This is a genomic window from Synechococcus sp. MIT S9451 (assembly GCF_047304725.1).
Classification (GTDB): domain Bacteria; phylum Cyanobacteriota; class Cyanobacteriia; order PCC-6307; family Cyanobiaceae; genus Synechococcus_C.
In genome coordinates this window covers 1735790-1759141 of sequence record NZ_CP138971.1, presented here as the reverse complement: position 1 = coordinate 1759141, position 23352 = coordinate 1735790, and the positions used below count along the sequence as shown (strand labels likewise).

General features: G+C 58.6%; 33 protein-coding genes and 1 tRNA gene. 19 read left to right on the top strand and 15 right to left on the bottom strand.

Features of this window, described 5'->3' with window-relative positions:
- Position 1 precedes the first annotated feature (1 nt).
- Positions 2–466, bottom strand: a complete 465-nt coding sequence (locus SIB72_RS09125; RefSeq protein ID WP_413743685.1) for an early protein (E6) — start codon at positions 464–466, stop codon at positions 2–4.
- Between SIB72_RS09125 and SIB72_RS09120 the strand changes: the two genes are divergently transcribed.
- The 3 genes from SIB72_RS09120 to SIB72_RS09110 all read left to right on the top strand — a co-directional run bounded on the left by SIB72_RS09120 (position 460) and on the right by SIB72_RS09110 (position 1964).
- Complete coding sequence (locus SIB72_RS09120; protein WP_413743684.1) at positions 460–792, top strand: 2TM domain-containing protein; 333 nt, start codon at positions 460–462, stop codon at positions 790–792. The two genes, SIB72_RS09125 and SIB72_RS09120, sit on opposite strands and share 7 nt — an antisense overlap.
- Before the next feature lie 123 nt (positions 793–915).
- Positions 916–1332: a hypothetical protein gene (locus SIB72_RS09115; RefSeq protein ID WP_413743683.1), complete on the top strand. Its 417-nt coding sequence runs from the start codon at positions 916–918 to the stop codon at positions 1330–1332.
- Positions 1333–1526: 194 nt separating this feature from the next.
- The gene (locus tag SIB72_RS09110) at positions 1527–1964 is read left to right on the top strand and encodes a hypothetical protein (protein ID WP_413743682.1); all 438 of its coding nucleotides are present in this window, start codon (positions 1527–1529) and stop codon (positions 1962–1964) included.
- 21 nt (positions 1965–1985) lie between these two features.
- On the opposite strand, the gene SIB72_RS09105 is transcribed toward SIB72_RS09110, so the two are convergent.
- Positions 1986–2228, bottom strand: a complete 243-nt coding sequence (locus SIB72_RS09105; RefSeq protein ID WP_413743681.1) for a hypothetical protein — start codon at positions 2226–2228, stop codon at positions 1986–1988.
- 140 nt (positions 2229–2368) lie between these two features.
- Between SIB72_RS09105 and clpB the strand changes: the two genes are divergently transcribed.
- The gene (clpB, locus tag SIB72_RS09100; protein WP_115120815.1) at positions 2369–4981 is read left to right on the top strand and encodes an ATP-dependent chaperone ClpB; all 2613 of its coding nucleotides are present in this window, start codon (positions 2369–2371) and stop codon (positions 4979–4981) included.
- Here the strand turns inward: clpB and SIB72_RS09095 are convergent, their stop codons facing one another.
- Entirely contained in the window at positions 4982–5461 is a 480-nt protein-coding gene (locus SIB72_RS09095; protein ID WP_413743680.1) for a 6-carboxytetrahydropterin synthase, read from the bottom strand.
- A gap of 68 nt (positions 5462–5529) precedes the next feature.
- Here SIB72_RS09095 and hisIE point away from each other — a divergent pair, with 68 nt between their 5' ends.
- On the top strand, positions 5530–6198 hold the full coding sequence (gene hisIE, locus SIB72_RS09090; protein ID WP_413743679.1) for a bifunctional phosphoribosyl-AMP cyclohydrolase/phosphoribosyl-ATP diphosphatase HisIE: 669 nt from the start codon (positions 5530–5532) through the stop codon (positions 6196–6198).
- On the opposite strand, the gene SIB72_RS09085 is transcribed toward hisIE, so the two are convergent.
- From SIB72_RS09085 to SIB72_RS09075, 3 genes are all read right to left on the bottom strand, one after another.
- Positions 6199–6852, bottom strand: a complete 654-nt coding sequence (locus tag SIB72_RS09085; protein ID WP_413743678.1) for a L,D-transpeptidase — start codon at positions 6850–6852, stop codon at positions 6199–6201. It abuts the gene before it with no gap.
- Positions 6853–6991: 139 nt separating this feature from the next.
- Positions 6992–7645 carry a matrixin family metalloprotease gene (locus tag SIB72_RS09080; RefSeq protein WP_413743677.1) on the bottom strand — a complete coding sequence of 218 codons (654 nt, stop codon included), beginning with the start codon at positions 7643–7645 and terminating at the stop codon, positions 6992–6994.
- A 21-nt stretch (positions 7646–7666) separates the two neighbouring features.
- Positions 7667–8158, bottom strand: a complete 492-nt coding sequence (locus tag SIB72_RS09075) for a DUF2214 family protein (RefSeq protein ID WP_115016985.1) — start codon at positions 8156–8158, stop codon at positions 7667–7669.
- Between the two features lie 276 nt (positions 8159–8434).
- Between SIB72_RS09075 and SIB72_RS09070 the strand changes: the two genes are divergently transcribed.
- The 5 genes from SIB72_RS09070 to SIB72_RS09050 all read left to right on the top strand — a co-directional run bounded on the left by SIB72_RS09070 (position 8435) and on the right by SIB72_RS09050 (position 10892).
- On the top strand, positions 8435–9367 hold the full coding sequence (locus tag SIB72_RS09070) for a sigma-70 family RNA polymerase sigma factor (RefSeq protein WP_413743676.1): 933 nt from the start codon (positions 8435–8437) through the stop codon (positions 9365–9367).
- A 41-nt stretch (positions 9368–9408) separates the two neighbouring features.
- The gene (locus tag SIB72_RS09065; RefSeq protein ID WP_115120809.1) at positions 9409–9783 is read left to right on the top strand and encodes a YkvA family protein; all 375 of its coding nucleotides are present in this window, start codon (positions 9409–9411) and stop codon (positions 9781–9783) included.
- An 11-nt stretch (positions 9784–9794) separates the two neighbouring features.
- A complete protein-coding gene (locus tag SIB72_RS09060) occupies positions 9795–10127 on the top strand; it encodes a hypothetical protein (RefSeq protein ID WP_413743675.1) in 333 nt (110 codons plus the stop codon).
- Positions 10128–10221: 94 nt separating this feature from the next.
- A complete protein-coding gene (locus SIB72_RS09055; protein ID WP_244281635.1) occupies positions 10222–10419 on the top strand; it encodes a hypothetical protein in 198 nt (65 codons plus the stop codon).
- A gap of 8 nt (positions 10420–10427) precedes the next feature.
- Positions 10428–10892 carry a phosphate-starvation-inducible PsiE family protein gene (locus SIB72_RS09050; RefSeq protein WP_115120806.1) on the top strand — a complete coding sequence of 155 codons (465 nt, stop codon included), beginning with the start codon at positions 10428–10430 and terminating at the stop codon, positions 10890–10892.
- Here the strand turns inward: SIB72_RS09050 and SIB72_RS09045 are convergent.
- A complete protein-coding gene (locus SIB72_RS09045; RefSeq protein WP_413743674.1) occupies positions 10832–11437 on the bottom strand; it encodes a Nif11 domain/cupin domain-containing protein in 606 nt (201 codons plus the stop codon). The genes SIB72_RS09050 and SIB72_RS09045 overlap by 61 nt on opposite strands.
- 154 nt (positions 11438–11591) lie before the next feature.
- Between SIB72_RS09045 and SIB72_RS09040 the strand changes: the two genes are divergently transcribed.
- Together SIB72_RS09040 and SIB72_RS09035 are read left to right on the top strand one after the other, a co-directional pair.
- Complete coding sequence (locus tag SIB72_RS09040; RefSeq protein WP_115120804.1) at positions 11592–11738, top strand: DUF3136 domain-containing protein; 147 nt, start codon at positions 11592–11594, stop codon at positions 11736–11738.
- 102 nt (positions 11739–11840) lie between these two features.
- Positions 11841–12161 (top strand): c-type cytochrome, encoded by a 321-nt coding sequence (locus SIB72_RS09035; RefSeq protein ID WP_371410901.1) that lies wholly within the window; start codon positions 11841–11843, stop codon positions 12159–12161.
- On the opposite strand, the gene SIB72_RS09030 is transcribed toward SIB72_RS09035, so the two are convergent.
- Complete coding sequence (locus SIB72_RS09030; RefSeq protein ID WP_413743673.1) at positions 12137–12406, bottom strand: YciI family protein; 270 nt, start codon at positions 12404–12406, stop codon at positions 12137–12139. The two genes, SIB72_RS09035 and SIB72_RS09030, sit on opposite strands and share 25 nt — an antisense overlap.
- Positions 12407–12507: 101 nt before the next feature.
- On the opposite strand from SIB72_RS09030, the gene SIB72_RS09025 reads away from it, so the two are divergent.
- Complete coding sequence (locus SIB72_RS09025) at positions 12508–12879, top strand: AbrB family transcriptional regulator (protein WP_115017398.1); 372 nt, start codon at positions 12508–12510, stop codon at positions 12877–12879.
- A 1-nt stretch (position 12880) separates the two neighbouring features.
- Here the strand turns inward: SIB72_RS09025 and trpA are convergent, their stop codons facing one another.
- From trpA to SIB72_RS09010, 3 genes are read right to left on the bottom strand one after another with little or no spacing between them, the layout of a single operon-like run.
- Positions 12881–13708 carry a tryptophan synthase subunit alpha gene (gene trpA / locus SIB72_RS09020; RefSeq protein WP_115120803.1) on the bottom strand — a complete coding sequence of 276 codons (828 nt, stop codon included), beginning with the start codon at positions 13706–13708 and terminating at the stop codon, positions 12881–12883.
- A gap of 46 nt (positions 13709–13754) precedes the next feature.
- Complete coding sequence (locus tag SIB72_RS09015; protein ID WP_115017003.1) at positions 13755–14087, bottom strand: DUF3007 family protein; 333 nt, start codon at positions 14085–14087, stop codon at positions 13755–13757.
- Positions 14088–14091: 4 nt separating this feature from the next.
- The gene (locus SIB72_RS09010) at positions 14092–14343 is read right to left on the bottom strand and encodes an NAD(P)H-quinone oxidoreductase subunit L (protein WP_413743672.1); all 252 of its coding nucleotides are present in this window, start codon (positions 14341–14343) and stop codon (positions 14092–14094) included.
- Positions 14344–14408: 65 nt separating this feature from the next.
- Here SIB72_RS09010 and SIB72_RS09005 point away from each other — a divergent pair.
- A tRNA-Leu gene (locus tag SIB72_RS09005) sits at positions 14409–14494 on the top strand.
- Positions 14495–14574: 80 nt separating this feature from the next.
- Here SIB72_RS09005 and pyrC read toward each other — a convergent pair.
- On the bottom strand, positions 14575–15675 hold the full coding sequence (pyrC, locus tag SIB72_RS09000; RefSeq protein WP_115120801.1) for a dihydroorotase: 1101 nt from the start codon (positions 15673–15675) through the stop codon (positions 14575–14577).
- An 18-nt stretch (positions 15676–15693) separates the two neighbouring features.
- Entirely contained in the window at positions 15694–17355 is a 1662-nt protein-coding gene (locus tag SIB72_RS08995; RefSeq protein WP_413743671.1) for a SulP family inorganic anion transporter, read from the bottom strand.
- A 119-nt stretch (positions 17356–17474) separates the two neighbouring features.
- Between SIB72_RS08995 and SIB72_RS08990 the strand changes: the two genes are divergently transcribed.
- Positions 17475–18572: a calcium/sodium antiporter gene (locus SIB72_RS08990; protein ID WP_115120799.1), complete on the top strand. Its 1098-nt coding sequence runs from the start codon at positions 17475–17477 to the stop codon at positions 18570–18572.
- A gap of 24 nt (positions 18573–18596) precedes the next feature.
- Complete coding sequence (locus SIB72_RS08985) at positions 18597–18749, top strand: GMC oxidoreductase (protein WP_413743670.1); 153 nt, start codon at positions 18597–18599, stop codon at positions 18747–18749.
- Between the two features lie 64 nt (positions 18750–18813).
- Here the strand turns inward: SIB72_RS08985 and gorA are convergent, their stop codons facing one another.
- Positions 18814–20175 (bottom strand): glutathione-disulfide reductase, encoded by a 1362-nt coding sequence (gene gorA / locus SIB72_RS08980; RefSeq protein WP_413745083.1) that lies wholly within the window; start codon positions 20173–20175, stop codon positions 18814–18816.
- Between the two features lie 144 nt (positions 20176–20319).
- Here gorA and SIB72_RS08975 point away from each other — a divergent pair, with 144 nt between their 5' ends.
- The 3 genes from SIB72_RS08975 (at position 20320) to SIB72_RS08965 (ending at position 21929) form a co-directional block, all read left to right on the top strand.
- Positions 20320–20523 (top strand): hypothetical protein, encoded by a 204-nt coding sequence (locus tag SIB72_RS08975; RefSeq protein ID WP_413743669.1) that lies wholly within the window; start codon positions 20320–20322, stop codon positions 20521–20523.
- Between the two features lie 117 nt (positions 20524–20640).
- Complete coding sequence (locus tag SIB72_RS08970) at positions 20641–21171, top strand: DUF2808 domain-containing protein (RefSeq protein WP_115120797.1); 531 nt, start codon at positions 20641–20643, stop codon at positions 21169–21171.
- A 41-nt stretch (positions 21172–21212) separates the two neighbouring features.
- Complete coding sequence (locus SIB72_RS08965) at positions 21213–21929, top strand: ParB-like protein (protein ID WP_413743668.1); 717 nt, start codon at positions 21213–21215, stop codon at positions 21927–21929.
- On the opposite strand, the gene dnaA is transcribed toward SIB72_RS08965, so the two are convergent.
- Positions 21889–23307, bottom strand: a complete 1419-nt coding sequence (gene dnaA, locus SIB72_RS08960; RefSeq protein WP_413743667.1) for a chromosomal replication initiator protein DnaA — start codon at positions 23305–23307, stop codon at positions 21889–21891. The two genes, SIB72_RS08965 and dnaA, sit on opposite strands and share 41 nt — an antisense overlap.
- Positions 23308–23352: the final 45 nt, after the last annotated feature.

Here is a 23352-nt window from a genome sequence, read left to right as displayed (position 1 = left end):
ATCAAGCTGATGGCATCTGCCCAGCGCAGGCCAAGCAGCCACCATTGATGCGATAGGGGGCCAGATGATTGCGAAGGCAACGGGTGCCGCGGAAAAACAGCAGCTCTCCTCGCTCCCTGGCATGGGCATCGGTGAGTGGCAACGACAGCCACCGCTCCGGCACGGTTCCCTTCAATTCAGCTCGAATCCGCTCAGCTTCTAGGCGACGACGACGCTCCTCTCGGTCATTTTTGGCGCAAACCGCCTCCACCTGGAGTTCACGGGAACAGACGAGGCAGGCCATCACCACGGGTTTCTTCCGTTCTGTGTTGTGAGACAGCTTGTCGCTGGGCACTTCCCGCTCTCGTCCACAACTACAGCGACACCACCAGAAGGCATTCCCACTTTTGGTGCGCCGCTCTGAAGCCCTCACCACCAGCAGTTGGCCGTAGACCTCACCAACGCGGTTGCGGGGCTTCGATGGCATTCGATCTTCAAGAGCGCTACCACCAGCATGGGATCCCAAGGCCAACCTCTGCTATGGATGCAACAGAGCAACTCCGGGCTGACGCACTTGCCTGCCTGAAGCGCAAACGGGCATTCCAAAAACAACTGAAGGCTTACGTGTTAGTGAGCCTCACGCTCATCCTGATCTGGTGGGCAGACGGGATGGGTGACTTTTGGCCCATCTGGCCGATTGCAGGCTGGGGCCTGGCGTTGATCATCCAAGGGTGGAGCATGTCTCACACCGAGCGACCGATCACAGATCGGGAGATCGAGACCGAAATGGAGCGGATACGGTCAGAGTCCTAGTCCGTACGATCGTTCGAACCCTTGACCTCGCCCGCTTCGATCGTTGGACGCTGTCAAGGATTCGTCCTGAGCAGACGGATGATCACGCAGCCGGATGATCATCCAGACGACAGATCAAACTGAGTGAATTCGCCGCTTAACGCCATGGCTGTGGTGACCCTGCTTAGCGATTTCGTCGACGGCACCTCCATGGCTCTGAGCGAGGACACCGAGGCAGAGACACTGAATGCATATATGACTGCTGCTGCTGGACGTCTTTGGGCAGGCATCCAGCAGCGTCGCCTGGCACGACATCTCACCCGTGAACGCCGCGGCCCTGGCACCCTTTACTTCGCCTCAACAGCAGAGGCTCACGCCAAGGTGATGGCGTATCTACAGAGCGACACGGGGTCCAACGAGGAGAGTCACAAGCTCAAAGCGATCCAAGCGGCAGGGGTTGAAATCGCTCCACACATCGGCAAGGCATCAGAACGAGACGTTCTAATCCGAGGCCAGCAGCGTGATCTCACCGCTCAGGCCCGAGCGAAAGGATTCGGCTAACCCACGTCCACTTCGGATGAACGCCAGAGCCACGACGCCGCAACGAGCAACGGCTCTGCGTCAGGACACGGCTCAACAAACTCCGTGAGCAAGCTCACCAGCGCAACCACTTGCTGTCATCAGCTGCTGCCTTGATCAAAGCAAGGGTGAAGGCATCCAAGAGAGCCAACCCTCTCCACCCCCATGCATCAGCCATGAATGCCTTCACCAAAACCCTCACCTGTGTTGCCCTCGCCGCAGCCAGCCTCGGCGTCAGCCAACAGGCAGCGGAAGCCCACTCCATCGCCTCTCGATCTAACTGGAATTACATCGGCCCCACCCGCTCCGGGCAGAACATCTATGCGTCCATCCGGCAGGTGAGATTCAACGGTGCTCCAGTGATCACCTACGACCGATTGGCGATCAAACGCCATGGCCGTCGCCGCTATCAACTGGTCCACGCGCTGTGCAATCGCCGTGGTCTTTACCGAATCAACAACGGCTTTTTCAAGACGGCTCGCTTCGGCTCATTCCGCCACTACGAGATCCAGCGTGTCTGTGCCAATGGTCGCTTCTGGAGACGGCAGCCGTTCCGTCAAACCGTCATGCCCTTCGCTGCCCGAGCCTTCAGTTCCGGCGGCCACGCCCATTGATCCGGCGCAAACGCTTTCAACTCACGAGCCCGCAGTGCCATCAACCAGGCTGGTGCCACTGCGGGCATCGCTGAGTACAGCGAGATAAAGATCCTCATTCACCTCGCGAATGTCGTACTCCGTAGGCATGACACCGTGATGATGTTCATGCACCACCATCCAACACATCCGTTCCAGATCCCTTGGAGTGGATCCATACAGCTGGTGCAACCGCTGCACCAGCGCTCGCACCAGCTCCGCATCCAACGCGCTGCTGTCGTCCATCGACCTGGCTCTGATCGGCTGACCCTACAGAGCCAGGTCGGTTTGCCGCAGTCTGGTGGGCAGACCGACCGCGATGGATCGGTTCTCCGCTCGAAGACTGCGACCAATCCCCATACGGTCTGAACAACCGCGCGACGGACATGCAACCAACAGCAGAACAATTCACTGAGAAAGCCTGGGCCACGATCGTTTCCTCACAGCAATTGGCGCAGAGTCAGCGACACCAGCAAATCGAAACCGAGCATCTGCTGCTGGCACTGCTCCAACAAAATGGCCTGGCCAACCGCATTCTCGAGAAAGCAGGTGCCTCTCCACCCGAACTTGAGGCAGGGGTTGAACAACACCTCAAACAACTGCCAGCGCTCCAGCACCGACCAGAGTCGGTCTATCTCGGCAAAGGCCTGAGCGACGGGCTTGACCGTGCCGACAGCCTCAAACAGAGCTATGGCGACAGCTACATCTCCATCGAGCACCTGCTGCTCTCCCTTGCTGATGATCAGCGCTGCGGGAAGCGGCTGCTGAACCAGGTCGGCGTGAACGCAACATCCCTGAAAACCGCTATCGATGCCGTGCGTGGCAGCCAAAACGTGACCGATCAGAACCCTGAAGGCACCTATGAATCCCTAGAGAAATACGGTCGCGATCTCACCGCAGCCGCCCGCGACGGCCAGCTCGATCCGGTCATCGGTCGCGATGAAGAGATCCGCCGCACGATTCAGATCCTCAGCCGCCGTACCAAGAACAACCCTGTGTTGATCGGTGAACCTGGGGTCGGCAAGACGGCGATTGTGGAGGGATTGGCGCAGCGCATCGTCAATGGCGATGTCCCTCAGGCTCTACAGAACCGACAGCTCATCGCTCTCGACATGGGTGCCCTGATCGCTGGCGCCAAGTATCGGGGTGAATTTGAGGAGAGGCTCAAGGCCGTACTCAAGGAAGTGACCTCCTCGGAAGGGCGGATCGTTCTCTTTATTGATGAGATCCATACCGTGGTGGGAGCAGGAGCGACCGGCGGGGCCATGGACGCCAGCAACCTGCTCAAACCGATGCTGGCCAGGGGTGAACTGCGTTGCATCGGCGCCACCACCCTCGATGAACACCGCCAGCACATTGAGAAGGATCCAGCCCTTGAGCGGCGCTTCCAACAGGTCCTGGTGGATCAGCCAACAGTGGAAGACACCATCTCGATCTTGCGCGGCCTGAAGGAGCGCTATGAGGTGCATCACGGCGTACGCATCGCTGACAGCGCTCTTGTGGCCGCTGCCATGCTCAGCAGCCGCTATATCGCTGATCGGTTCCTACCCGACAAAGCCATCGACCTGGTGGATGAATCCGCCGCCCGCCTCAAGATGGAAATCACCTCCAAGCCGGAGGAGATCGACGAAATCGACCGCAAGATTTTGCAGCTCGAGATGGAGAAACTCTCCCTCGGCCGCGAATCCGATGCCGCCAGCCAGGAACGGCTGGAGCGATTGGAACGCGAACTCGCGGAACTCTCCGAGCAGCAGAGCACTCTGAATGCCCAGTGGCAACAGGAGAAAGGAGCGATCGACGCGCTCTCCACCCTCAAAGAGGAGATCGAACGCGTGCAATTGCAAGTGGAACAAGCCAAACGCAGCTACGACCTCAACAAAGCAGCGGAGCTGGAATACGGCACGCTTGCAGGCCTGCAGAAGCAGTTGGCCGAACAAGAAGCGGCTCTGAGCGAAGGCACGGATGGCAGCGAGAAGTCCCTACTGCGCGAAGAGGTCAGCGAAGACGACATCGCCGAGGTGATCGCCAAATGGACCGGTATTCCAGTCGCCAAGCTGGTGCAGTCGGAAATGGACAAGCTACTGAGCCTCGAGGCTCAGCTGCACGAACGCGTGGTGGGCCAGCAGCAAGCCGTCACCGCCGTCGCCGATGCCATTCAGCGCTCTCGCGCAGGCCTCAGTGACCCACATCGTCCCATTGCCAGCTTCCTGTTCCTCGGCCCCACCGGAGTCGGCAAGACCGAGCTATCCAAAGCCCTTGCGGCGCAGCTGTTTGATAGCGAAGACGCCATGGTGCGCATCGACATGTCGGAATACATGGAGAAGCACAGCGTCAGCCGATTGATTGGCGCACCTCCTGGTTATGTGGGCTACGAGGCCGGCGGTCAGCTCACCGAAACGGTGCGCCGACGCCCCTACGCGGTGATCCTCTTCGACGAAGTGGAAAAGGCCCACCCCGATGTCTTCAACGTGATGCTGCAGATCCTCGATGACGGTCGCGTCACCGACGGACAGGGACGCACTGTGGATTTCACCAATGCGGTGCTGATCCTTACCAGCAACATCGGCAGCCAAGCCATCCTCGACCTGGGCGGCGATGACGACCAGCATGAGGAAATGGAGCGTCGGGTCAACGACGCCTTGCGCGCCCACTTCAGGCCCGAGTTTCTCAACCGACTCGATGAAACGATCATCTTCCACAGCCTGCGACGCGAGGAACTACGCCAGATCGTCAGCCTGCAGGTGGATCGGCTACGCAGCCGCCTGGATGAGCGCAAATTGAACCTCAGCATCAGCGATGACGCCACCGACTGGTTGGCGAATGCCGGCTATGACCCGGTCTATGGCGCCAGGCCTCTGAAACGAGCGATTCAACGCGAGCTGGAAACGCCGATCGCCAAGGCGATCTTGGCTGGGCGCTACAGCGATGGCAGTTCGGTCGACGTCACGATCGACAGCGGTAGTGGCCCCGATGGCCAGCAGCGTCTGGTTCTGCGCTGATCAGCTAGCAACAGCGCTGAACCACGCAGGCCAGTCTTCATAGCTGGCGACATTGGCCCGATTCTCACGGGCCTCCACCTTCCAACAGCAACTGCGGCTGCCGTCCCGCTCATGCAAGAGAGCATTGGCCCACTCCCAGACCAGCCTGGCCGTGGACTCCATACCAACGTTCTCCATGACCCGTAGGTCTAGAGCTCCTTGGTCATGGAGGGCTTGCCACTGAGAGAGAAGGGGATCATCACCATTGACAAGAAACGTGTGATCAAACTGCTGGCGCAGCTGGGCTTCCAGGGGTCTGAGACTGGAGAAATCGACGACAAAGCCACAGGCATCCAGCTCTTTTGCCGCAAACCAGACCGTGAAACTGCGGCTATAGCCATGCATGAAGCGGCAATGGCCAGGATGTCGCCACTGCCTGTGACAACAGGGATAGCCCTCGAACTGCTTGCTGCAGGTGTAAGCGGTGGGGGGCAGAGGCATCGGGCAGAGGGACGGGACGGCACTGCGGCAGGATTCTTCCTGTCTACATCTGCAACACGCCCCGCCCGATGCAGCCGCTCACCTCAGCCTTCATTGATCAGCTCCGTTTCAATGAAGCGGGCCTGATCCCAGCAATCGCCCAGGACTGGCTGGACGGTGCCGTGCTGATGGTGGCCTGGATGAACAGGCAGTCGATTGAACTCACCTTGAGCACGGGAGAGGTGCATTACTGGAGTCGCTCACGCCAAGAGCTGTGGCACAAAGGAGCCACCAGCGGCCATACCCAGGCAGTGCGGAACATCCGTTACGACTGTGATGCCGACGTGATCCTGGTCACGATCGAACAGAGTGGCGACGTGGCTTGCCACACCGGAGCGCGCAGCTGCTTCTACGAAGACAGTGACCAACGTGCCCCTGGTGGAGCCGATGCGCTGCCACCACCGGCTGACGCCTGCACAGAGCTGATGCGAGTGATCGAGGCACGCCGTGATCAACCGGAGCAGGGCAGCTACACCAACAAGCTGCTCGACGGTGGAGACAACAGCATCCTCAAGAAGATTGGCGAGGAAAGCGCAGAATTCGTGATGGCCTGCAAGGACAACAGCCCAGAAGAGATCGCCGGCGAGGCCGCCGACATCCTGTTCCACATGCAGATAGCCCTGGCCCATCACGGCGTGAGCTGGCGGCGCGTGCAAGAAGTGCTGGCCAAACGCCGGGGAGCACCTCGCAGGGAGTGATCAGGGTGTGCAGGGCGAGTCGGATGCGATCACCACTTCATCACCGAGCTGCACGCTGTTCAGCAGGGCCTCCATGGTCTGGCCATTCACATTGATGCAGCCACCGGTGACAGACTGACCAACCCGGCTGGGATCGTTGGTGCCGTGAATGGCAAAGCTGTACCAGCGGAATGTGCCGTCGTAGTTGTTAAAACGGAATGGCTGTGGAGTGGCAGACACAGGCGCAAGGCTGATGTAACCCTTGCCGTACTCACCGGTTTCGCCATCTCCCTTGAAATCGATAGAACTCATGTTGCGAAACAGGCTCTCGCGGAGATAGGCCTCGGTCTTGCCAGACTTTTTGATCAGCGCAGGGTCCATCTCGAAGCGGTCATCACTGAGAATTGCGTTGACACGGAAGGTTCCGAGGGGAGTCCATCCCTCCTCAAATGTCGACCCCGCGCAAGCGATGCCATTTCGCCCATATCCAACCGGAAAGACGAAGGGGCCGTCTTCTCGCTGCAGCGTTCCCTTACTGCTAGACGGCTGCTTGCCATCCAAGCTGATGCGCAGGTCTTGCTTCAGCTCAGGCTTGCCACCACTGACTCCATCAATCCAGCCACAGCCTGTGAGCAGGGCAAGACCAAGGGGCAAAAAGGCTGAACTGGAACGCATATCAACGATGCAGCGGCGCGCATCATGACCGGTTCTCAGCCCAACGGCACGACCAGCCAAGGGCCTCGGTCAAGAAAAACCGGCGCTGTCTTGCGAGGCGACACACCGTGCGTGGTGCAACCAGGGGCGATCGATTGCTTCAACGCACCTCTGGCAACAGCGCATCCGAGGGGCGCTGCCCGAAACGAGTGGGCTGCGCCTGCAGCCAACGAAGGGTCTCCCGATCTCGAGCCGTGAGCCTCAGCACAGGCAAGTGCCCCTGATGGACCGCCATCACATCACCTGGATCATCACTGTGCCCCCAGAGCCCAAAAGCATGCCCCAGCTCGTGCAGGGCTGTGGATCGAAGCACCGATGCCCTCAACTCCGGCGACACCAGCACGGTGACACGCGGTTCCAATGACCAGCTCCCGTCACGACGCACGGCGAGAACCTCCAACAAACTGCGTCCATTGCTCGCACGCCAACCGTTGGCCAATTGACGCAAGGGCGGGCGCCGACGCTCGATCCGAATCTGGGCTCGCTCCGGCTCCTGCACGCGGATGATCGGCAGCACTTGCTGCCAGGTGGTGAGCGCTGCATCCACAGCTGAAAGCCAGCGCTGCTCCCACCGATTGGCCGTCGCCGCCTGCGCTGGTTCAAGCCAAACGCACCAGCGAGGCAGGGTCGGTGGCCCCTGGGGAGAGGTGGCAAGTCGATGCCCATAGCCAGGAGGATCTCCTGGCTGAGCAGCCTGAAGCGCCATGTCGATGGGGCGCACGTCCTGTTGCGGCGGGCAAGGATCAGGGATCATGCAACCGTGCTCCCAACAGGCTCAGGCGGGAGGAAGACCAACTCCACGGGCCATCAAAGTGGCCAAGAAGGGAATGAGGGCAAAGCCAACCAGTTCAATATTGATAATCCAGGCCAAACGCGAAGCCAACGCTTCAGAGACTTTGGGGAGTTCTCCTTTCCGTAGAGGAATGGCCCAGAGCACGTAGGTGATCGTGGGATACAGCGACAGGCCACCAACGGACAGGTAAAGGCCGACCTTCCACCAAAACAAGGGGTTGACGGTATAGAACTCCGTGCCCTGCCCGAAGTAAAGCACGCGCAAAATGCCGCTCAGCAGCACCGCCAACGCTGCCATCCCGTAGACGATGTCAGTAATCACCATCACCGTTGCAGTCCGACGGTCGGGATCGGGACGAATCAGACGACGTTCAACCACAAGCGCGGCAAAACAGAGCATGAAGCTCAGGTAATGGACGTATGCAACCCCGGCGCTTTTGGCGATTTCGGGGGTCAAGATCGTGGCCAAGGTCATGGCATTCACCGCGGAGCCGTGAGAGTAGCGACCGTCGCCACCATCTGGTCAAGCCGGAATGGGGCAGAGATCACCGGCCCAACGGATGCAGAACTCTCCACCAAGAGCCTCGAGTCGCAGCGCAATGGAGGAGAAACAGATGCGTTGACGACATCGCAAAACATAAATAAAAAAAGAAAGCGGAATAACGCATCAATCATTAATTCCGCAGTCTTTATTACACCCCTGGGTCGCAATCATTTCCGCCCTAGGTTCAAAAAAAGACAGGAGTTGAAGATGGTGAGCTCCCTGAGCGCATTCCTTGGCGAAATCGGCAGACACCAGCTGCTGACTCCTGAGCAGGAGTTAACCATGGGCCGCAAGGTTCAAGCCATGGTTTCGATCACAGAACGTTGCATGCTTGCAGGGGGCGCTGGCCCGGCATGCGATTACAGCGATGACGAGAAGAGGACAATCAAGAGAGGAGAAAAAGCTAAGAATCAGATGATCACGGCCAATCTTCGTCTCGTGGTCAACCTTGCCAAGCGCTATCAGGGCAAGGGACTTGATCTTCTCGACCTGATCCAAGAGGGAACTCTTGGCCTCACTCGGGCGGTGGAGAAATACGACCCAACCCGCGGACATCGATTCTCAACCTATGCCTACTGGTGGATTCGCCAAGGTCTCAATCGAGCCCTATCCACCCAGAGCCGCACGATTCGAATTCCCGTCAATGTGAATGAAAAGCTCACAAAACTACGTGCCGCCAAAGCACGATTGATGCAACGGAATGGACAGGCCGCCACTCCAGATCAGCTGTCGGAAGCGATGAATCTTTCCAGAACCGAAGTGGATGACCTGCTCGGTGGTGAATTGCGCAGCGTGACCGTGAGCCTGCAAGGCATTGTGAAATCAAAATCCGACCCTTCGGAATTGGTTGATGTGCTGCCAAGCGATGAATTACCTCCGATGGAACGGGCCGAAATCGCTGAACGATCCGCCTCAGCCTGGAAGCTGCTCGACAAATCCAATCTCACCCCCAAGGAACGCACGGTGGTGATGCTGCGCTTCGGACTTGATGGTTCCAACGAATGGCGCACCCTGGCCGAGGTCGCCCGCCATATGGGCTGCAGCAGGGAGTACTGCCGTCAAGTGGTGCAACGCGCCCTGCGCAAACTGAGAAAGACTGGGATTCAGAACGGCCTGATCGAGGCTCGGGCAGAGGCCTGAGGGCGAGAGTGGGGTAGACGTGACACCAGGAGAGACAGGCCATGGCTGAGGCTTCCGCGTTCCACGAGCCAGCTGTCGATGCCGAAGTCATCGACAGCTCCGTCATCGATGAAGGCAACCTGCGGCGTCTGCTGCGCCGAGCCGGTCGCAGCGTCGCCCGACCAGCCCTGGAAGTACTTGAACTCCTGCTCGACCAAGACACTCCACATCAGGCCCGCCTGACCCTGCTCGCGGCTCTGACCTACCTGTTGATGCCTGCCGATCTGCTGCCGGATTTTCTACCTGTCGTGGGCTTCAGCGATGATCTCGTGGCACTCACAGCCGTGATCGGACTGTGCCGACATCACATCACTGATGACATCCGCCTCAGGGCACAGCGCAAACTGGATCGGTGGTTTCCGCCCGGTCGCCCTTGACCGGATCGCCCATGAGTCAGTGGAATAGGGCCATGGAGGATGAGCTGGTCGTGCTGCTTAAGGACTGGCTCAAGCACCAGGGGCGAACACAGGCGGACTTGCGCCGCTGCCTGCGGGCAAGCTCCACGCGGATGCCAGCACTGCTTGAAGTCCTCGAGCGGGAACATCGCCAGGGAGGACTGCCAAAACTGGCGGCCCGGCTTTGTGCGATCGAAGCCGACTGGAGTCGTTCACCCTCCACATCCATCGGCAGTGAGAGTGCTTCAGGGGAAGCTGCAGAGGTGGATCCTTTCGGTCAGTTGGATCTGCTTCTCCAGGAAATCCGCGACGATTCCGTCAGCTGACGCCGATCCCATGCAAAGTGTGGGAAGTCGACCGCAAGACGTGTCCGTTGGATCTGGCCTGATAGCCACAGCAGCCGCGCTGATCAGCCTGCAGATGGCCGCCATCCCACCCGTGATGGCTCAGAGAGAAACCTGGCTCCTAGGCCCTGACAGCCGTACGGGACAGGAAAGCAAGGTGGTGCCGACTGACTGCGTCCAAAACAGCGACGGATCCATCACCTGCAACACCAAGATCGAGAATCCTCCAGGGGATACACCAGCACGCCCCTCCTATCAGCCCTTCACCAACTGAGAGCATCCGTGACGCGATCACGACCGTCCTGGCCAACCTTTCTGAAGGTTGTTGATTCGGCCGAGCGCAAAGTAGCCAAGTTGCTCACCGTGATCACCGGGGTGGTGATCGTGGCCGCTCTGGTGCAATTGACCATCAGGGTGGGAACTGACTTGATCAGTCCACAGCCCGCCAACTGGTTGGGGGATGGACTGATCAAAGTGCTTGGTGATCTGCTCACCGTGCTGATTGCGCTCGAAGTGCTGCAAAACGTCACCAGCTATCTGCGCCGCCATGTGGTGCAACTGGAACTGGTGCTGGTCACCGCTCTCACTGCGGTGGCACGGAAAGTGATCGTTCTCCCAGCCAGTTCCGAAAACAAGCCAGAGCTACTGATCGGATTGGGCTTGGCCTCCGTGTCCCTGGCTTGCGCCTATTGGTTGGTGATGCGTGCAGGATCTGGGCGCCCCTCGCCAACGGACTCCTCCCAGTAGAGCGCCAACCACAAGGTTCCAGGGTCAGGATCGGTGCGTTCCAGCCGATGACGACGATGGGGGGGCAGATAAAGACTGTCTCCAACCGAAAGATCGAGCATCTGATCAGGCTCTGCCAGGCAAAGCCGCGCACTGCCACGCAACAGGGTGAGCCACTCATGTTCGCTCTGGTCGTACCAGAACTGAGGAGGACTGCAGGCCTCACAAGAATGAATCAGATCGAGCCGCCAGTCAGAACCACGCTGTAATTCGCGCACCCGCTCCGTTCCGGCTGGGGGTAGGGGACTGCGCAGCAGTGGCTCTGGATCGAGCCCGAATGGAGATCTGCATGGAGCCTCAGCCATGCTGCCCTCCAGATCCGCTGAAGCCTCACCCCAGCGCCGACCGATCTCAAAGCCCCAGGAACGGGCGAGCTGAACCACCTGGTTGTGGTCGACACAGGCCGCGAAGGTTTGCCGGCGCAAAGGATCCTCCTCCAGGGAGGCAACCAAGGCGTTGAGCTGCTCCACTTTACGCAAAAATCGCTGCAGATCTGCTTCCGCCAATCAATCCTCCAGATCCAACACTCTGATCCTGACAAGCACCAGAGGAAGCCATGCCCCCCGGTCTTGCCGAGCAGTCACAAGATCATCATGGCGACGGCAAAAGCCGCCGTGTCGATGGGAGCTCGAGAGGATTGGTTAACGCCCTACTGACTGGCTGGCACTGCGCAGGCTGATCAAACAGGAAAACGAGCTCCAAAGCCTTCAACAAATGCATCGCTGGGATGATCTCCACCGACTGGACACCACGCGCGCCAGAAAGTCTCGATCCCCTGCAGACCTGATGACCCACTATCAAGACTGATTGCAACCTGTAGGAGCAGAATGACCCTGCAGGAGCCTGGATTGCATGGCAGCCGATCTGACCAACGCCTTATCGATCGTTCGCCACCGATTGATGAGGCTGATGCTGATTGTGGCGGTCGTGATCGGCCTTAGTGGGGTTGCTTTTCCTGCCCAAGCGCTCACAACTAGCGGAGAGGAGTTGTTCAACAACCACTGCATCGGCTGCCATGTCAATGGAGGCAACATCATCCGCCGCGGCCGCACCCTTAAACTCGCGGCCTTAAAGCGCAATGGGGTCGATGATCCTGAAGCGATCGCCAGAATCGCCCGGGAGGGAATCGGCCAGATGTCCGGTTATGGGGATGTTCTAGGTGAAGGTGGAGACCGACTTGTTAGCGAATGGATCTGGGACCAGGCTCAAAATGCCTGGATCCAGGGATAAACCTCAAGGGCCGTCCAGATCCCTTGCCGCCAATACACATCCTGCTCAAGCAGATCACGAAGCTGCTGCTCATTTGCAGCTTCAAAAATCCCAAAAACATGAGTGCTGGCTTGGGTTGGTCCCAGGGTGATCAGTGTGCCCTGTTCCTGAAGAGTCTTCAAACGGCTCAGATGCTCATCACGAAAAGGGGTGCGCTTTTCAAGAGCATTTTCGCAGTAAGTCCCCCAAAGAACGAAACGAGCCATCGACGCTTTCTGCTCCAAACCAGGCAAAATAACCCTCTGAGAATGGCACAGTGGAATCATCAAAGGCTATGTTCATGATGTAGATCTTCTCTCAAACAATCATGCTCACAGGGAGTGACCTGCTCAACAAGGTCAAAGAGCTGGGCGATGTCAGCAAATCCGATCTTGTCAGGGCCTGCGGCTACGTATCGGGCAAGAAGGATGGTGGTGAGCGCCTCAACTTCACTGCGTTCTATGAGGCCCTTCTTGAAGCCAAGGGTGTGAACCTTGGCCTCGGTGGTGGTGGTGGTGTCGGCAAGGGCGGCCGCAAGCTTTCCTACGTCGCAACCGTTCAAGGCAACGGCAACCTGCTAATCGGCAAGGCTTACACCGCCATGCTCGATCTCAAGACCGGCGACGAATTCGAGATCAAGCTCGGTCGCAAACAAATCCGCCTCGTTCCCGTCGGCGGGAGTGAAGAAGACGAAGAGTGATTCAATCGGCAGCCAATCTAAGCTGCCGGCAAAATTCACCAGCCTGTGCGGCAGCTGAGATTGGCTCTGTTGCCGCGATTCTTTTCACTAAAGCACTGCCTACAATCGCTCCATCCGCCCCCCAGGATTTCACTTGCTTGACCTGATCGGGTCCCGAAATCCCAAATCCCACAGCCACTGGAATGGGGCAGCACCCTTTGAGATCTGCCACGAGAGATGACACACGACTCTCGAGGCTGACTCGTTCTCCAGTCACACCCGTGACGCTCACTAAATAGGTGAATCCACGACTGGCAGAGGCGATTCTTTGCATCCGATCAGCTGGCGTGGTTGGCGCCACCAGCAGCACGAGATCAATCCCATGGGCTTGTGCCAAAGGAGACAGGCGCTCGGCCTCCTCGAGGGGGAGATCTGGAACAACAAGGCCACACACTCCAGCTGCGGCCGCATCAGCGAAAAACTCCTCGGCGCCACGGTTCAGCAGTGGATTGCTGTAAGTGAAGAGGATCACAGGGATTGTCAGCTTGCCCTTCAAACCGGAGAGCATCTCCAGAACGCGGCCGGGGGTTGTCCCCGCAGACAGAGCTCGATAGGCAGAGGCCTGGATCACCGGTCCATCCGCCAGTGGATCGCTATAGGGGATCCCCAGCTCCACCATGTCAGCTCCGTTCTCTTGAAGGCTGAGCAGCACGTCAGAGGTGGTGGAAAGATCGGGGTCTCCAGCCATCAGAAACGGCATCAGGGCCATCCGTCCCTGCTCCTGCAGACCGGCGAAGCGTGCCGCAATCGGTGACGGGGAGTCGGCTGCGGACACGGCAGATGGGGTCATGGAAGCCAAGAACGCTGATTCAGCGCAACACAAGCACTGCGGGAGCCTACGAGTCGGCGGAGGTTTCAGACGAGATCTGCTGCAGCAGAGCTTGTTGTTCCTCAGGGCTCAGAGAGTCAAAACGGTTCTGAAGCTGCTCATCGGTGATCTGGTCATAACCCTCGCGGTAGCGACGCCGCTGCTCCATGTAGGTCATCTTTCCAGTCACAACGCGGAACAGATAGGAACCAGTCCACACCACCACGATCACGATCAGAACAGCTTCCGCCGCGATCCCCGCAGAAGCATCCTCGAAACCTGCTGCGGAAAAAACGCCGTAACCGATGCCCCCCATCACCAGCACGAGGAGGCCAATCAACAGAACATTGAGACGGGTCAATGGATCAGACCTCACCCTGGCCTTGAAGCCTGAAATTGAGGAAGGGAGCAAACAAAATCATGCCCGGGAAAAAGAGAAACACCATCCCGTAGACGCCCAGCCGCTCCACCTTGCCCATGCAGTACCAGCGTTTGTTCATCCACAAATAGAGAACAAGCGGAATCACCACCAGGTAAAGGCCACCCAACACCGTGTAGGCAGCAAGCACAAGCAAGGTCTCAAGGCTGACCACACTGGTGAGGGCATCCGGCAACACGACAGTTCCGCTGAGTGATCGAAATCTAAGATGCCGTGCAGGGCACTGACAGGAGCCTTACCGCCGGGGGCATGGCGGAATCGGTAGACGCACGCGACTTAAAATCGCTTGGGATGAAAATCCTGTGGGGGTTCAAGTCCCCCTGCCCCCATCAATCCTGGGCATGGCGAGATCGTGCAGGGAGTCTTGAAAGTCGAGGGCCGACAGGTCTTCATCCTCAGCTCGACTGGCTCAGCTCGATGGCCTCCGCTCAGAGCTCACCACGCGCCAGAGCAGGGTTTCCCCGGCATGGAACAACAGGGGAGCCTGGTCAACCGCGAGAGAGGGTTCATCGTCAGGAGCGGAGAAGGGTGGATCCAGCCGTTGGGGCACGGTCTGTTCACTGCGCTCAAGGGTGACGGTCTGCTCATTGAGGGGGAGCCCATAGAAACGAGGCCCGAATTCACTGGCAAAAGGTTCAAGCCGATCCAGGCATTCCTCCTGCTCGAAGATGGCGGCGTAGCTCTCGAGTGCGTGCACGGCATTAAAAATGCCAGCACATCCGCAGGCGCTTTCCTTTCCCGCTCTGGGATGGGGCGCGGAATCAGTTCCGAGGAAAAAGCAGGGCTCACCACTGGTCGCAGCGCGCACCAAGGCACGGCGATGGGTTTCACGCTTCACCACAGGAAGGCAGTAGAAATCGCTGCGCAAGCCACCGGCAAACATTGCGTTGCGGTTGAGATGGAGATGATGAGGCGTGATCGTGGCCGCCAGTCGCCGATCTGATCCGGACACATAATCCACGGCCTGTTCCGTGGTGATGTGTTCCAGCACAACGTTGAGCCCAGGGTGACGGCGGCGCAGTGGGATGAGATGACGCTCGATAAACACCGCTTCCCGATCAAAGATGTCGACCTCCGGATCCGTGACCTCACCATGGATCAACAGGGGCATGCCCAGACGTTCCATCGCCTCCAGCACCGGATCGATCCGTTCCAGGTCAGTCACGCCTGCTGCTGAATTGGTGGTGGCATTGGCGGGGTAAAGCTTGGCCGCAGTGATCACCCCTTGGCGGTGCCCCCTCTCCAGCACCTCTGGCGCCAAATCATCGGTGAGATAGGCCGTCATCAAAGGAGTGAAGTCCAACCCCTCAGGCACAGCCGCGAGGATTCGATCGCGGTAAGCAACAGCCGCCTCAACGGTCGTAATCGGAGGGCGGAGGTTGGGCATCACGATCGCCCGAGCAAACACCCGTGCTGTGGCAGGCACCACGGCATGCAGCATCGCCCCGTCCCGAAGATGCACGTGCCAGTCGTCAGGACGGCGCAGTGTCAGACGGTTGGGGGATGCCACAGGAGACGCAAAGAGGAGCTAGTTCAGGGCAGAGACTGCGCGCCGCAGGGCTTCGCAGCGATCGGAGGTGATGCACTCTTCAGGGAGCTGTTGCAACAACTTCAACTTCTCAAGCCGTTTGCGAGTCGCACCAGGCAAGAGCACAAGATGCACTGTGCGGCCCACCTCAATCGCCTCCTTAATGGCATTTTCAAGCGCTAGCGAAGCGGTGACCCCGAGGTGAGAGACCTCATGCAGATCAAAGACTACGGACTCACAATCGCCAATGGCGTTGTGCTCCCTGGAGATGGCCTTCGCCACCCCAAAAATCATCGGGCCTGCCAACTGGAACAACAACACCCTGCCAGCGGCCTTGTCAATGAGCTCCTGCTCCTCATCAGAGAGTTCCACATCATCATCCGCGGTGCTAATCGTTTTCACCCGCTTGGACTGCAGGGCACTCATCCGATCAATGGTGAGCACATTGGCCACGAACACCCCGATGCCCACGGCGGCGATCAGATCCACCAGCACCGTGAGTGCGATCACGCCATAGGTAATCAGCGCTGCCTTGAGAGAGAGGTGGTGAGCTCTCTGCAGAAAATCCCAGTCGATGATGTCGATACCAACCTTGAGAGCGATTCCGGCCAGCACTGCCAGAGGAATCGTTGAAGCCAGCGGCGCCGCGGCGAGGATCACCACCATCAGGATCACCGCACGAATGATCCCGGACAGGGCCGATCGTCCACCGGCCTGGATATTCACCACGGTGCCCATGGTGGCGCCGGCTCCTGGCAAGCCACCAAACAGTCCGGAGGTGATGTTGGCCAGCCCCTGGCCAACAAGCTCCTTATTGGAGTTGTGCTCGGTGCGGGTCAGGCTGTCGGCCACCACGGAGGTGAGCAGGGCATCGATGCAGCCCAGCATGCCCAGAACGGCACCGTCCACGAACATCAAACCGAGCTGATCACTGCTGAAGTTGGGAACATTGAACCCAGGCAGGCTTGCCTTGAACTCAGGGATCCTGGCTAGATCAGCAGCTGCAAGAGCAGGCAGATAAAGAGACAGAAGTGTCCCGATCACAAGGGCCAACAGCTGCGGAGGGCAAAACCGCTTGATCGCTGCAGGCGTGAACCAAAGGATGGAGACAGTAATCAGCCCCAGAATTAGCTCAGGCTGATCCACATGAGTGATCAGGTAGGGAATGCGCATCAGCGTTCCCTTCACCCCTCCTTCCACCTGCTGCCCAAGGAAGGCCGGTAGCTGAAGGATCACCAGAATGGCGCCAATCCCAGACATAAAGCCTGAGATCACCGTGTAAGGCATCTGGGTGACATAACGCCCCAGGCGGAACACTCCAAACAGGATCTGAAACAGGCCCGCAAGAATCACCACGGTGAAGGCCATGGCCATCCCGGTCTTCAGCTCCTCAGCACTGCTGGCTTGGGAGGTGAAACTGAGGAACACGGTTGCAAACACCACAGTCATCGGACCCGTGGGTTCCGAAATCAGGGTGGGCGTGCCCCCAAAGAAAGCCGCCACGAGGCCGATGATCACGGCTCCCCAAAGACCTGGGCCAGGATCACCACCCGTGGCTGCAACACCGAAGGCAAGTGCCATCGGCAGGGCCACAACCGCTGCCGTCAGCCCACCAAACGCATCTCCTTTGATGTTTTGGGTGCTGATGTGGTTCAAAAACACCGGCAGGCGTTGCGTAGGTCGCGGAATGCTAGGCCTCGCTGCAAATTGAGAGCATCCGGTCTGATCAGTAATGCAAATCCACCCGAGGCAGCAGAATCAGGCCACCTTCTTCTGCTGTGATGCCGCCGTTCCTACTCGCCGCCCTGGAAGTGCTGGTGGGGATCGGCCTCCTCTTCGGCGGAGGTGAACTATTTGTTCAGGGGGCTGTGACCCTTGCCCTGATCTTCGGAATCCCCCAGCTGGTGATCGGTCTCACGGTGGTCTCGCTGGGAACCAGCGCACCGGAGTTCTTCGTCAGCATCAGCTCGGTGCTCAATCAGTCCGATGCTCTTGCTGTCAGCAATGCGGTCGGCAGCAATATCTTCAACGTGATGGTGGTTCTGGGAAGCAGTGCCTTGGTGCTTCCTCTGAAAGTGGAAAGCCGGCTAGTACGGCGAGATGTGCCCCTCCTGCTCGCCGTTTCCGCCGCCGTTTGGGGGATGGCATCAACGGGCGAGGTCACATGGCAGTCAGGCATTGCCCTCTTGCTAGCCCTTGTCATCAACACCATCTGGGAAATCCGCACCGCTCGGGAAGAACCGGAGGAGATGGAGAATGCCGAGCCTGAGATCAATGCCGAAACCGCCGAAGGCGGCTGGATCAAAGCCACCATCCGTCTGGCCGCAGGCATTGTGGTGCTGGGCTTCGGCGCCAGCATCCTGGTCAAAGGAGCCAGTGCCGCCGCGCTGCAACTGGGGGTCAGCGAAGCCGTGATCGGTCTCACGATCGTTTCCGCCGGCACCTCAATGCCAGAGCTGATCACATCCTTGGTGGCCGCCCTTCGAGGCCGCACAGATCTTGCGATCGGCAATGTGGTGGGCAGCTGCCTGCTCAATCTGCTGCTGGTGCTCGGCGGGGGAGCTCTGGCTGCCGGAGGCCGCGGCCTCAATGTGAGCCCGGAGCTGATCAATGAAGATCTGCCGGTGATGCTGCTCACCTGCCTGGCCTGCTTCCCAATCTTCTGGACCAAAGGCGTGATCTCACGCCTAGAGGGCGGCCTGCTATTGGGCCTTTACATCGTTTACATCACGGACAACGTGCTTCCCCGGACCAACCTGGCGTCTTGGGCTGATGAATACCGTTTAATTGTTCTCTGCTTGGTTCTGCCGGCCGTGATGGTGATCATCACGACGCAGGCCTTGGTGTATTGGCGACAGTTGAGACAGCAGAGGTCCTAGAGGCGAACTTGAGTTGTCGACAACGTGACCAACGAAGGCCGCTGCCATGAGCTCGACAACCTGTACATCGCTGACACCAGCGTGTTCCCCAGCTGCTCGCGCATGGGTCCAGGCCTCACCGCCATTGCCATCGCCCTGAGACGGAGCAACCACCTCGATGCCCGACTGCATGGGTAGGGCCAGCCAGAAGGGATGACGAAAACGGTTCAGGAACCAGCAGGAGTCAACGGAGCGACAGCCTTCAAGCCATCGTCACAAATTCTTCGGAGACCGTGGGATGCAGAGCCATCGTGCGGTCGAAATCCTCCTTGGTCGCCCCCATCCCAACGGCGATGGCAGCCATCTGGATAATTTCAGCCGCATGCTCACCAACCATGTGGCATCCGAGAACCTTGCCGCTCGAAGCTTCAAGCACAAGCTTGAGCAAACACCGGGGCCCGCGCTTAGGCAGAGCTTGAGCCATGGAGCGAAAGCGGGCGCGATGCACGGTGACCGCCTCTTTGCCAAAACGCTCGATTGCTATTTCCTCACTGAGCCCAACCGTTGCGAGCTCAGGCTGACTGAACACAGCACTGGCAACGAGGTCGTGATTCACCTGTCGATGACGACCGGCAAAGGCGAAATCGGCGTAAGCACGCCCTTCATCCACCGCCACCGGAGTGAGGCAGACGCGATCTGTCACATCACCAACGGCGTGGATGTGGGGCCTGTTCGTGGCTTGATCGACATCAACAGGAATGCGGTGGCCATCCACCACCACAGCCGCTGCGCTCAGATTGAGCCCTTCAAGGAAAGGGCGTCGCCCGGTGGCAAGAAGCACACCACCACAACCAACAGACTCACCCTCACTGGTGACAACAGTGAGCTCACCAGGCTGACCTTCAATTGCCTCCGGACTGACCTGGAAGCGGATCTCGACACCGTTCTCCTCCATCCCCTCTTGAACAACAGAGGACAGCTCCCGGTCAAAACCACGCAGCAGATGGTCGCCACGCACGAGCTGAACCACCTCCACCCCAAGCCCCTTGAGGATGCAGGCGAATTCGCAGGCGATGAAGCCGCCTCCAACCACAACAACCCGCGCCGGAAAACGGTCCTGAAGGAACATGTCATCACTCACCCAAGCCAGTGCAGCACCGGGGATCTCGGGTCGATGAGGGCGACCACCGACCGCGATCAGAATGCGTTTTGCCTCCAGCACCCTGTCTTGACCCGTGCCGTCGGCGTGGCTCACGGCAATCCGATGGCTATCAAGGAATCGGCCCCAGCCTGGAACCAACGTCACACCTGCCTTGGCGAGAAAATCGATGTGCAGAGCATTCAGACGATCCACCTCCTGGCGGACATGGCGCAACAGCACCGCCGTATCCCGTTGCACCACTCCTGGCACGACGCCGTAACTCGGAGCTGAGTCCAGCTGTTCCTGCACCTGGGAGCCGTACACCAGCAACTTCTTCGGAACACAGCCTCGGATCACGCAGGTACCACCGACCCGATCGCCTTCCACCAACGCCACCCGTGCACCATGAGAGGCAGCTCGTTTGGCGGCCGCAAGTCCACCAGAACCGGCGCCGAGAACGACCAGATCAAAGGAGTCTTCCAAATCTCCGCAGGGCACAACGCCGCCAACTGCCGGCATTGTGCACGTGCGCTGGAACACTGTCAGAAGGTGATGAACTGATTAAGTTCAGACCAAGAAAGCAAAACCTCTGTGCAACGACGACGTCGCAAGAACAACACTTCAGTCATGACGGCAGCCCTCTCGCTTCGAGAGATCGCAGAAACAATCACGTCAGGCGACATGAGCACCAGACTGAACCGCCTGGCCAAGGAGGGGCGCCGAGATGACTGCCTGGCCCTGATGCAAGAGCTTGGAGACTGGCAGAGCTGTGATCCAGATCTGATCGCCGAGGTCCTATATATCCCCGATCTGACCCACAACTTGAGCTAAGGGAGCATCGAATCGAGCAGCCCGAACGGTGGCAAAAGCATGTCAAGGCGTCGAGCGAAGCAGTCTGGCCAAACGTGCCAAGCATCGTCAGACTTTCCCAAGTCACCATGAGCAGCGATGCGTGCAATCTCCACTGGGCTGATGGCCAGCCTGCTGTTCGCCATCCCCGCAGCCTTTGGGGTCGAGGTGAATGGCCGCAGCAGTTTTGTTGCAGTGCCAACCCAAACAGAGCTGATTAATTACGAGAGCATTTCCTTCAGCGGTGGTGCAGTGTTTTATTTGGTTTTGGAAATGCCCAAGGGTGCGGATGCCGACCTTGCCGAAATCAATTTCAGCCAGATCCGAGGAGCCCAACCGGCTTTTTATTACGGCCCTGTGCAGCCGACCGCCTTTCTTGGCCGCCCACGACATGAAGGAAAAAACCTGCCTGTCTCGGCAGAATTCTCCAACGACAACCGTTCAGTAGCCATCCGTTTTCAGGAACCCGTCGTTCCAGGAGAAACAGTCACCGTCGCTTTTCGCATTGGGGTCAATCCCCCAGCCGACATCTACACCTTCTCAGTGTCAGCAACACCATGGGGACAACAACCGATTGCTCAGACGGTGGGTGTTGTGCAGATGAGTATTTATGAGAACACTGATTTTTAAACGCTCCATAGCCCGTAATCGCGGCATCGTGCGCTCATGAAATGAACACTAGATCCCTGAATCTCGCCCATTACGACCGCATCCCTGATCCCGACGACGGCTTCACGTTGTTCGAGGTTGAAGTGGGCCGTCTACAACCCACACAGATGTGCATCGGGCTGGCTGAAGTGCGCAGTCGGCAGCGGGATTTCCTCCAGGACAGCGAACAGGAGCGCCAGCGTTATTTGCGAACAAAACCGGTGCCCTTGGTGCGCAATGGCCGCGGAGACTTATGGATGGTTGATCGCCATCACCGACTCAGAGCTTTATTGGAGCTGGACCCGACAGTCACCACCTTCGGTTATGTGATTGAGGAGTTGGCTCAGACCAACAGGGTCGACGTTCTCAAACACCTACAGAACAGAGGTTGGCTTTACCTGTTTGATGGCCGTGGCAATGGCCCGCAGTCACCCGAGGCCTTGCCATCCAATCTGTTGTCGCTGCTTGACGATCCCTACCGGAGTCTTGTCTGGAAACTGAAAAAGGAGCGCGCCATCAAACCCCAGCCCCTGATTCCTTATCACGAATTCCGGTGGGGAGCCTGGCTGCGACGCCGTCCGCTTCCTCCCTTCTCCTCGCTGCAACTTGATCCGGCCCTTCCGGCAGCACGCAGGCTGGTGAGATCCGCCGGAGCCTCACATCTTGCGGGCTGGACAGGAAACAGCTCCTTGCAAGGGTCTAACGACGGCGACGGGAATCGATCTGGAGTAAATCCTTGACCTTCTGCACCTGGCTGGCGAGCTGAGGATCAGACGAAAGTTTCTTTTCCACCTGCTCAATCGCATACATCACCGTGGTGTGATCCTTGCCGCCAAAGGTTTCTCCGATCCGCGGCAAGCTCAGATCCGTGCCCTTGCGCATCAGAAACATACCCACTTGACGCGCCTGGCTTACGGCCCTGCGGCGGCTGCTGCTGCGCATGTCATCGGCACTGACATCAAACACCTCAGAGACCTTGTCAATCACCTGTTGCGGTGTCACTTCCACACCACGCCCACTCGGATCGAGCATCGGAGCTACCGATTCGACGGTCATCGGCAAACCAGTAATGGAGGCAAACGCCACCGCCCTGGTGAGAGCACCCTCCAACTCACGAATGTTGGACGTAAAACGACCAGAGATGTACTGAATCAGTTCTCGGGGCAGGGAAACTTTCTCCTGCTCAGCCTTTTTCTGAAGGATCGCCATCCGGGTTTCCAGATCAGGGGCCTGGATATCGGCGATTAAACCCATCGAAAAACGTGAAATCAGACGCTCCTGCAACCGAGGAATCTGGCTGGGTGGACGATCACTCGCAATCACGATCTGACGGCCTGCTTCATGCAAGGCGTTGAAGGTATGGAAGAACTCCTCCTGCGTGTATTCCTTGCCCTCAATGAACTGAATGTCGTCCACAAGTATCAAATCTGTCGCCCGGTACCGATCACGGAATGCCTGCATACCGTCCTTTCGGATCGCCAAGATCAGGTCATTGGTGAACGTCTCCGTCGAGACGTAATACACCCTGGCACCGGGATCGATCTCAAGGCGGTAGTGGCCGATGGCCTGCATCAAGTGGGTCTTGCCGAGACCAACACCACCACAGATGAACAAGGGATTGAATTCCCGCCCTGGGGATTCAGCCACAGCAAGGGCAGCAGCATGAGCCATCCGGCTGTTCGGGCCCACCACAAACCGATTGAACACATAACGACGGTTCAACCCAGGCAGTCGACGAGGCTGACGCCCGGGGACACCGCTGGTCGGCGTGGGAGAGGACAATCCTCCTGTCGTCGGTGTGGCCGGAGTCTGCGGTGCAGCAGCTGGAGCAGCTGCAGGGCCGACTGATCCGGAGGCGACCTCCTGATCATCCTGACGGGCCAAAACGGTCACAATCACGGGATTGCCAACGATGTCGCTGGCCAGTTCAGTGATCGTGGTGAGGTAGTTCTTTCTCAGCCAGTTGCTGGCAAAGCTGTTTGGGGCCTGAAGACAGAGCTCTCCATCGGAGAAACCACTGCAGCGCACCGGCCGCAACCAGGTTTCAAAGGTTGGCTTGCTCAGACTGCCCTGAAGAGCGTGCTGCACCTTGTTCCACAGCTCACTCCCCGTCAGCACAAGCAGCCCCCATTCGAATTGGGAATCTACGCACCTTGGTGAGTT

Excerpts from the sequence above, each read along its gene's own strand:
- SIB72_RS08965 (WP_413743668.1), top strand. The coding sequence starts at position 21,213 with ATGAACACTAGATCCCTGAATCTCGCCCATTACGACCGCATCCCTGAT.
- SIB72_RS09110 (WP_413743682.1), top strand. The coding sequence starts at position 1,527 with ATGAATGCCTTCACCAAAACCCTCACCTGTGTTGCCCTCGCCGCAGCC.
- SIB72_RS09025 (WP_115017398.1), top strand. The coding sequence starts at position 12,508 with ATGCTCACAGGGAGTGACCTGCTCAACAAGGTCAAAGAGCTGGGCGAT.
- clpB (WP_115120815.1), top strand. The coding sequence starts at position 2,369 with ATGCAACCAACAGCAGAACAATTCACTGAGAAAGCCTGGGCCACGATC.
- hisIE (WP_413743679.1), top strand. The coding sequence starts at position 5,530 with ATGCAGCCGCTCACCTCAGCCTTCATTGATCAGCTCCGTTTCAATGAA.
- SIB72_RS09030 (WP_413743673.1), bottom strand. The coding sequence starts at position 12,406 with ATGGCTCGTTTCGTTCTTTGGGGGACTTACTGCGAAAATGCTCTTGAA.
- SIB72_RS09105 (WP_413743681.1), bottom strand. The coding sequence starts at position 2,228 with ATGGACGACAGCAGCGCGTTGGATGCGGAGCTGGTGCGAGCGCTGGTG.
- SIB72_RS09125 (WP_413743685.1), bottom strand. The coding sequence starts at position 466 with ATGCCATCGAAGCCCCGCAACCGCGTTGGTGAGGTCTACGGCCAACTG.
- SIB72_RS09035 (WP_371410901.1), top strand. The coding sequence starts at position 11,841 with ATGCTGATTGTGGCGGTCGTGATCGGCCTTAGTGGGGTTGCTTTTCCT.
- SIB72_RS09080 (WP_413743677.1), bottom strand. The coding sequence starts at position 7,645 with ATGATCCCTGATCCTTGCCCGCCGCAACAGGACGTGCGCCCCATCGAC.
- SIB72_RS09065 (WP_115120809.1), top strand. The coding sequence starts at position 9,409 with ATGGCTGAGGCTTCCGCGTTCCACGAGCCAGCTGTCGATGCCGAAGTC.
- SIB72_RS08975 (WP_413743669.1), top strand. The coding sequence starts at position 20,320 with ATGACGGCAGCCCTCTCGCTTCGAGAGATCGCAGAAACAATCACGTCA.
- SIB72_RS09060 (WP_413743675.1), top strand. The coding sequence starts at position 9,795 with ATGAGTCAGTGGAATAGGGCCATGGAGGATGAGCTGGTCGTGCTGCTT.
- SIB72_RS09120 (WP_413743684.1), top strand. The coding sequence starts at position 460 with ATGGCATTCGATCTTCAAGAGCGCTACCACCAGCATGGGATCCCAAGG.
- SIB72_RS08970 (WP_115120797.1), top strand. The coding sequence starts at position 20,641 with ATGCGTGCAATCTCCACTGGGCTGATGGCCAGCCTGCTGTTCGCCATC.
- SIB72_RS09085 (WP_413743678.1), bottom strand. The coding sequence starts at position 6,852 with ATGCGTTCCAGTTCAGCCTTTTTGCCCCTTGGTCTTGCCCTGCTCACA.
- SIB72_RS09055 (WP_244281635.1), top strand. The coding sequence starts at position 10,222 with ATGGCCGCCATCCCACCCGTGATGGCTCAGAGAGAAACCTGGCTCCTA.
- SIB72_RS08990 (WP_115120799.1), top strand. The coding sequence starts at position 17,475 with ATGCCGCCGTTCCTACTCGCCGCCCTGGAAGTGCTGGTGGGGATCGGC.
- SIB72_RS09070 (WP_413743676.1), top strand. The coding sequence starts at position 8,435 with ATGGTGAGCTCCCTGAGCGCATTCCTTGGCGAAATCGGCAGACACCAG.
- SIB72_RS09095 (WP_413743680.1), bottom strand. The coding sequence starts at position 5,461 with ATGCCTCTGCCCCCCACCGCTTACACCTGCAGCAAGCAGTTCGAGGGC.
- SIB72_RS09075 (WP_115016985.1), bottom strand. The coding sequence starts at position 8,158 with ATGACCTTGGCCACGATCTTGACCCCCGAAATCGCCAAAAGCGCCGGG.
- trpA (WP_115120803.1), bottom strand. The coding sequence starts at position 13,708 with ATGACCCCATCTGCCGTGTCCGCAGCCGACTCCCCGTCACCGATTGCG.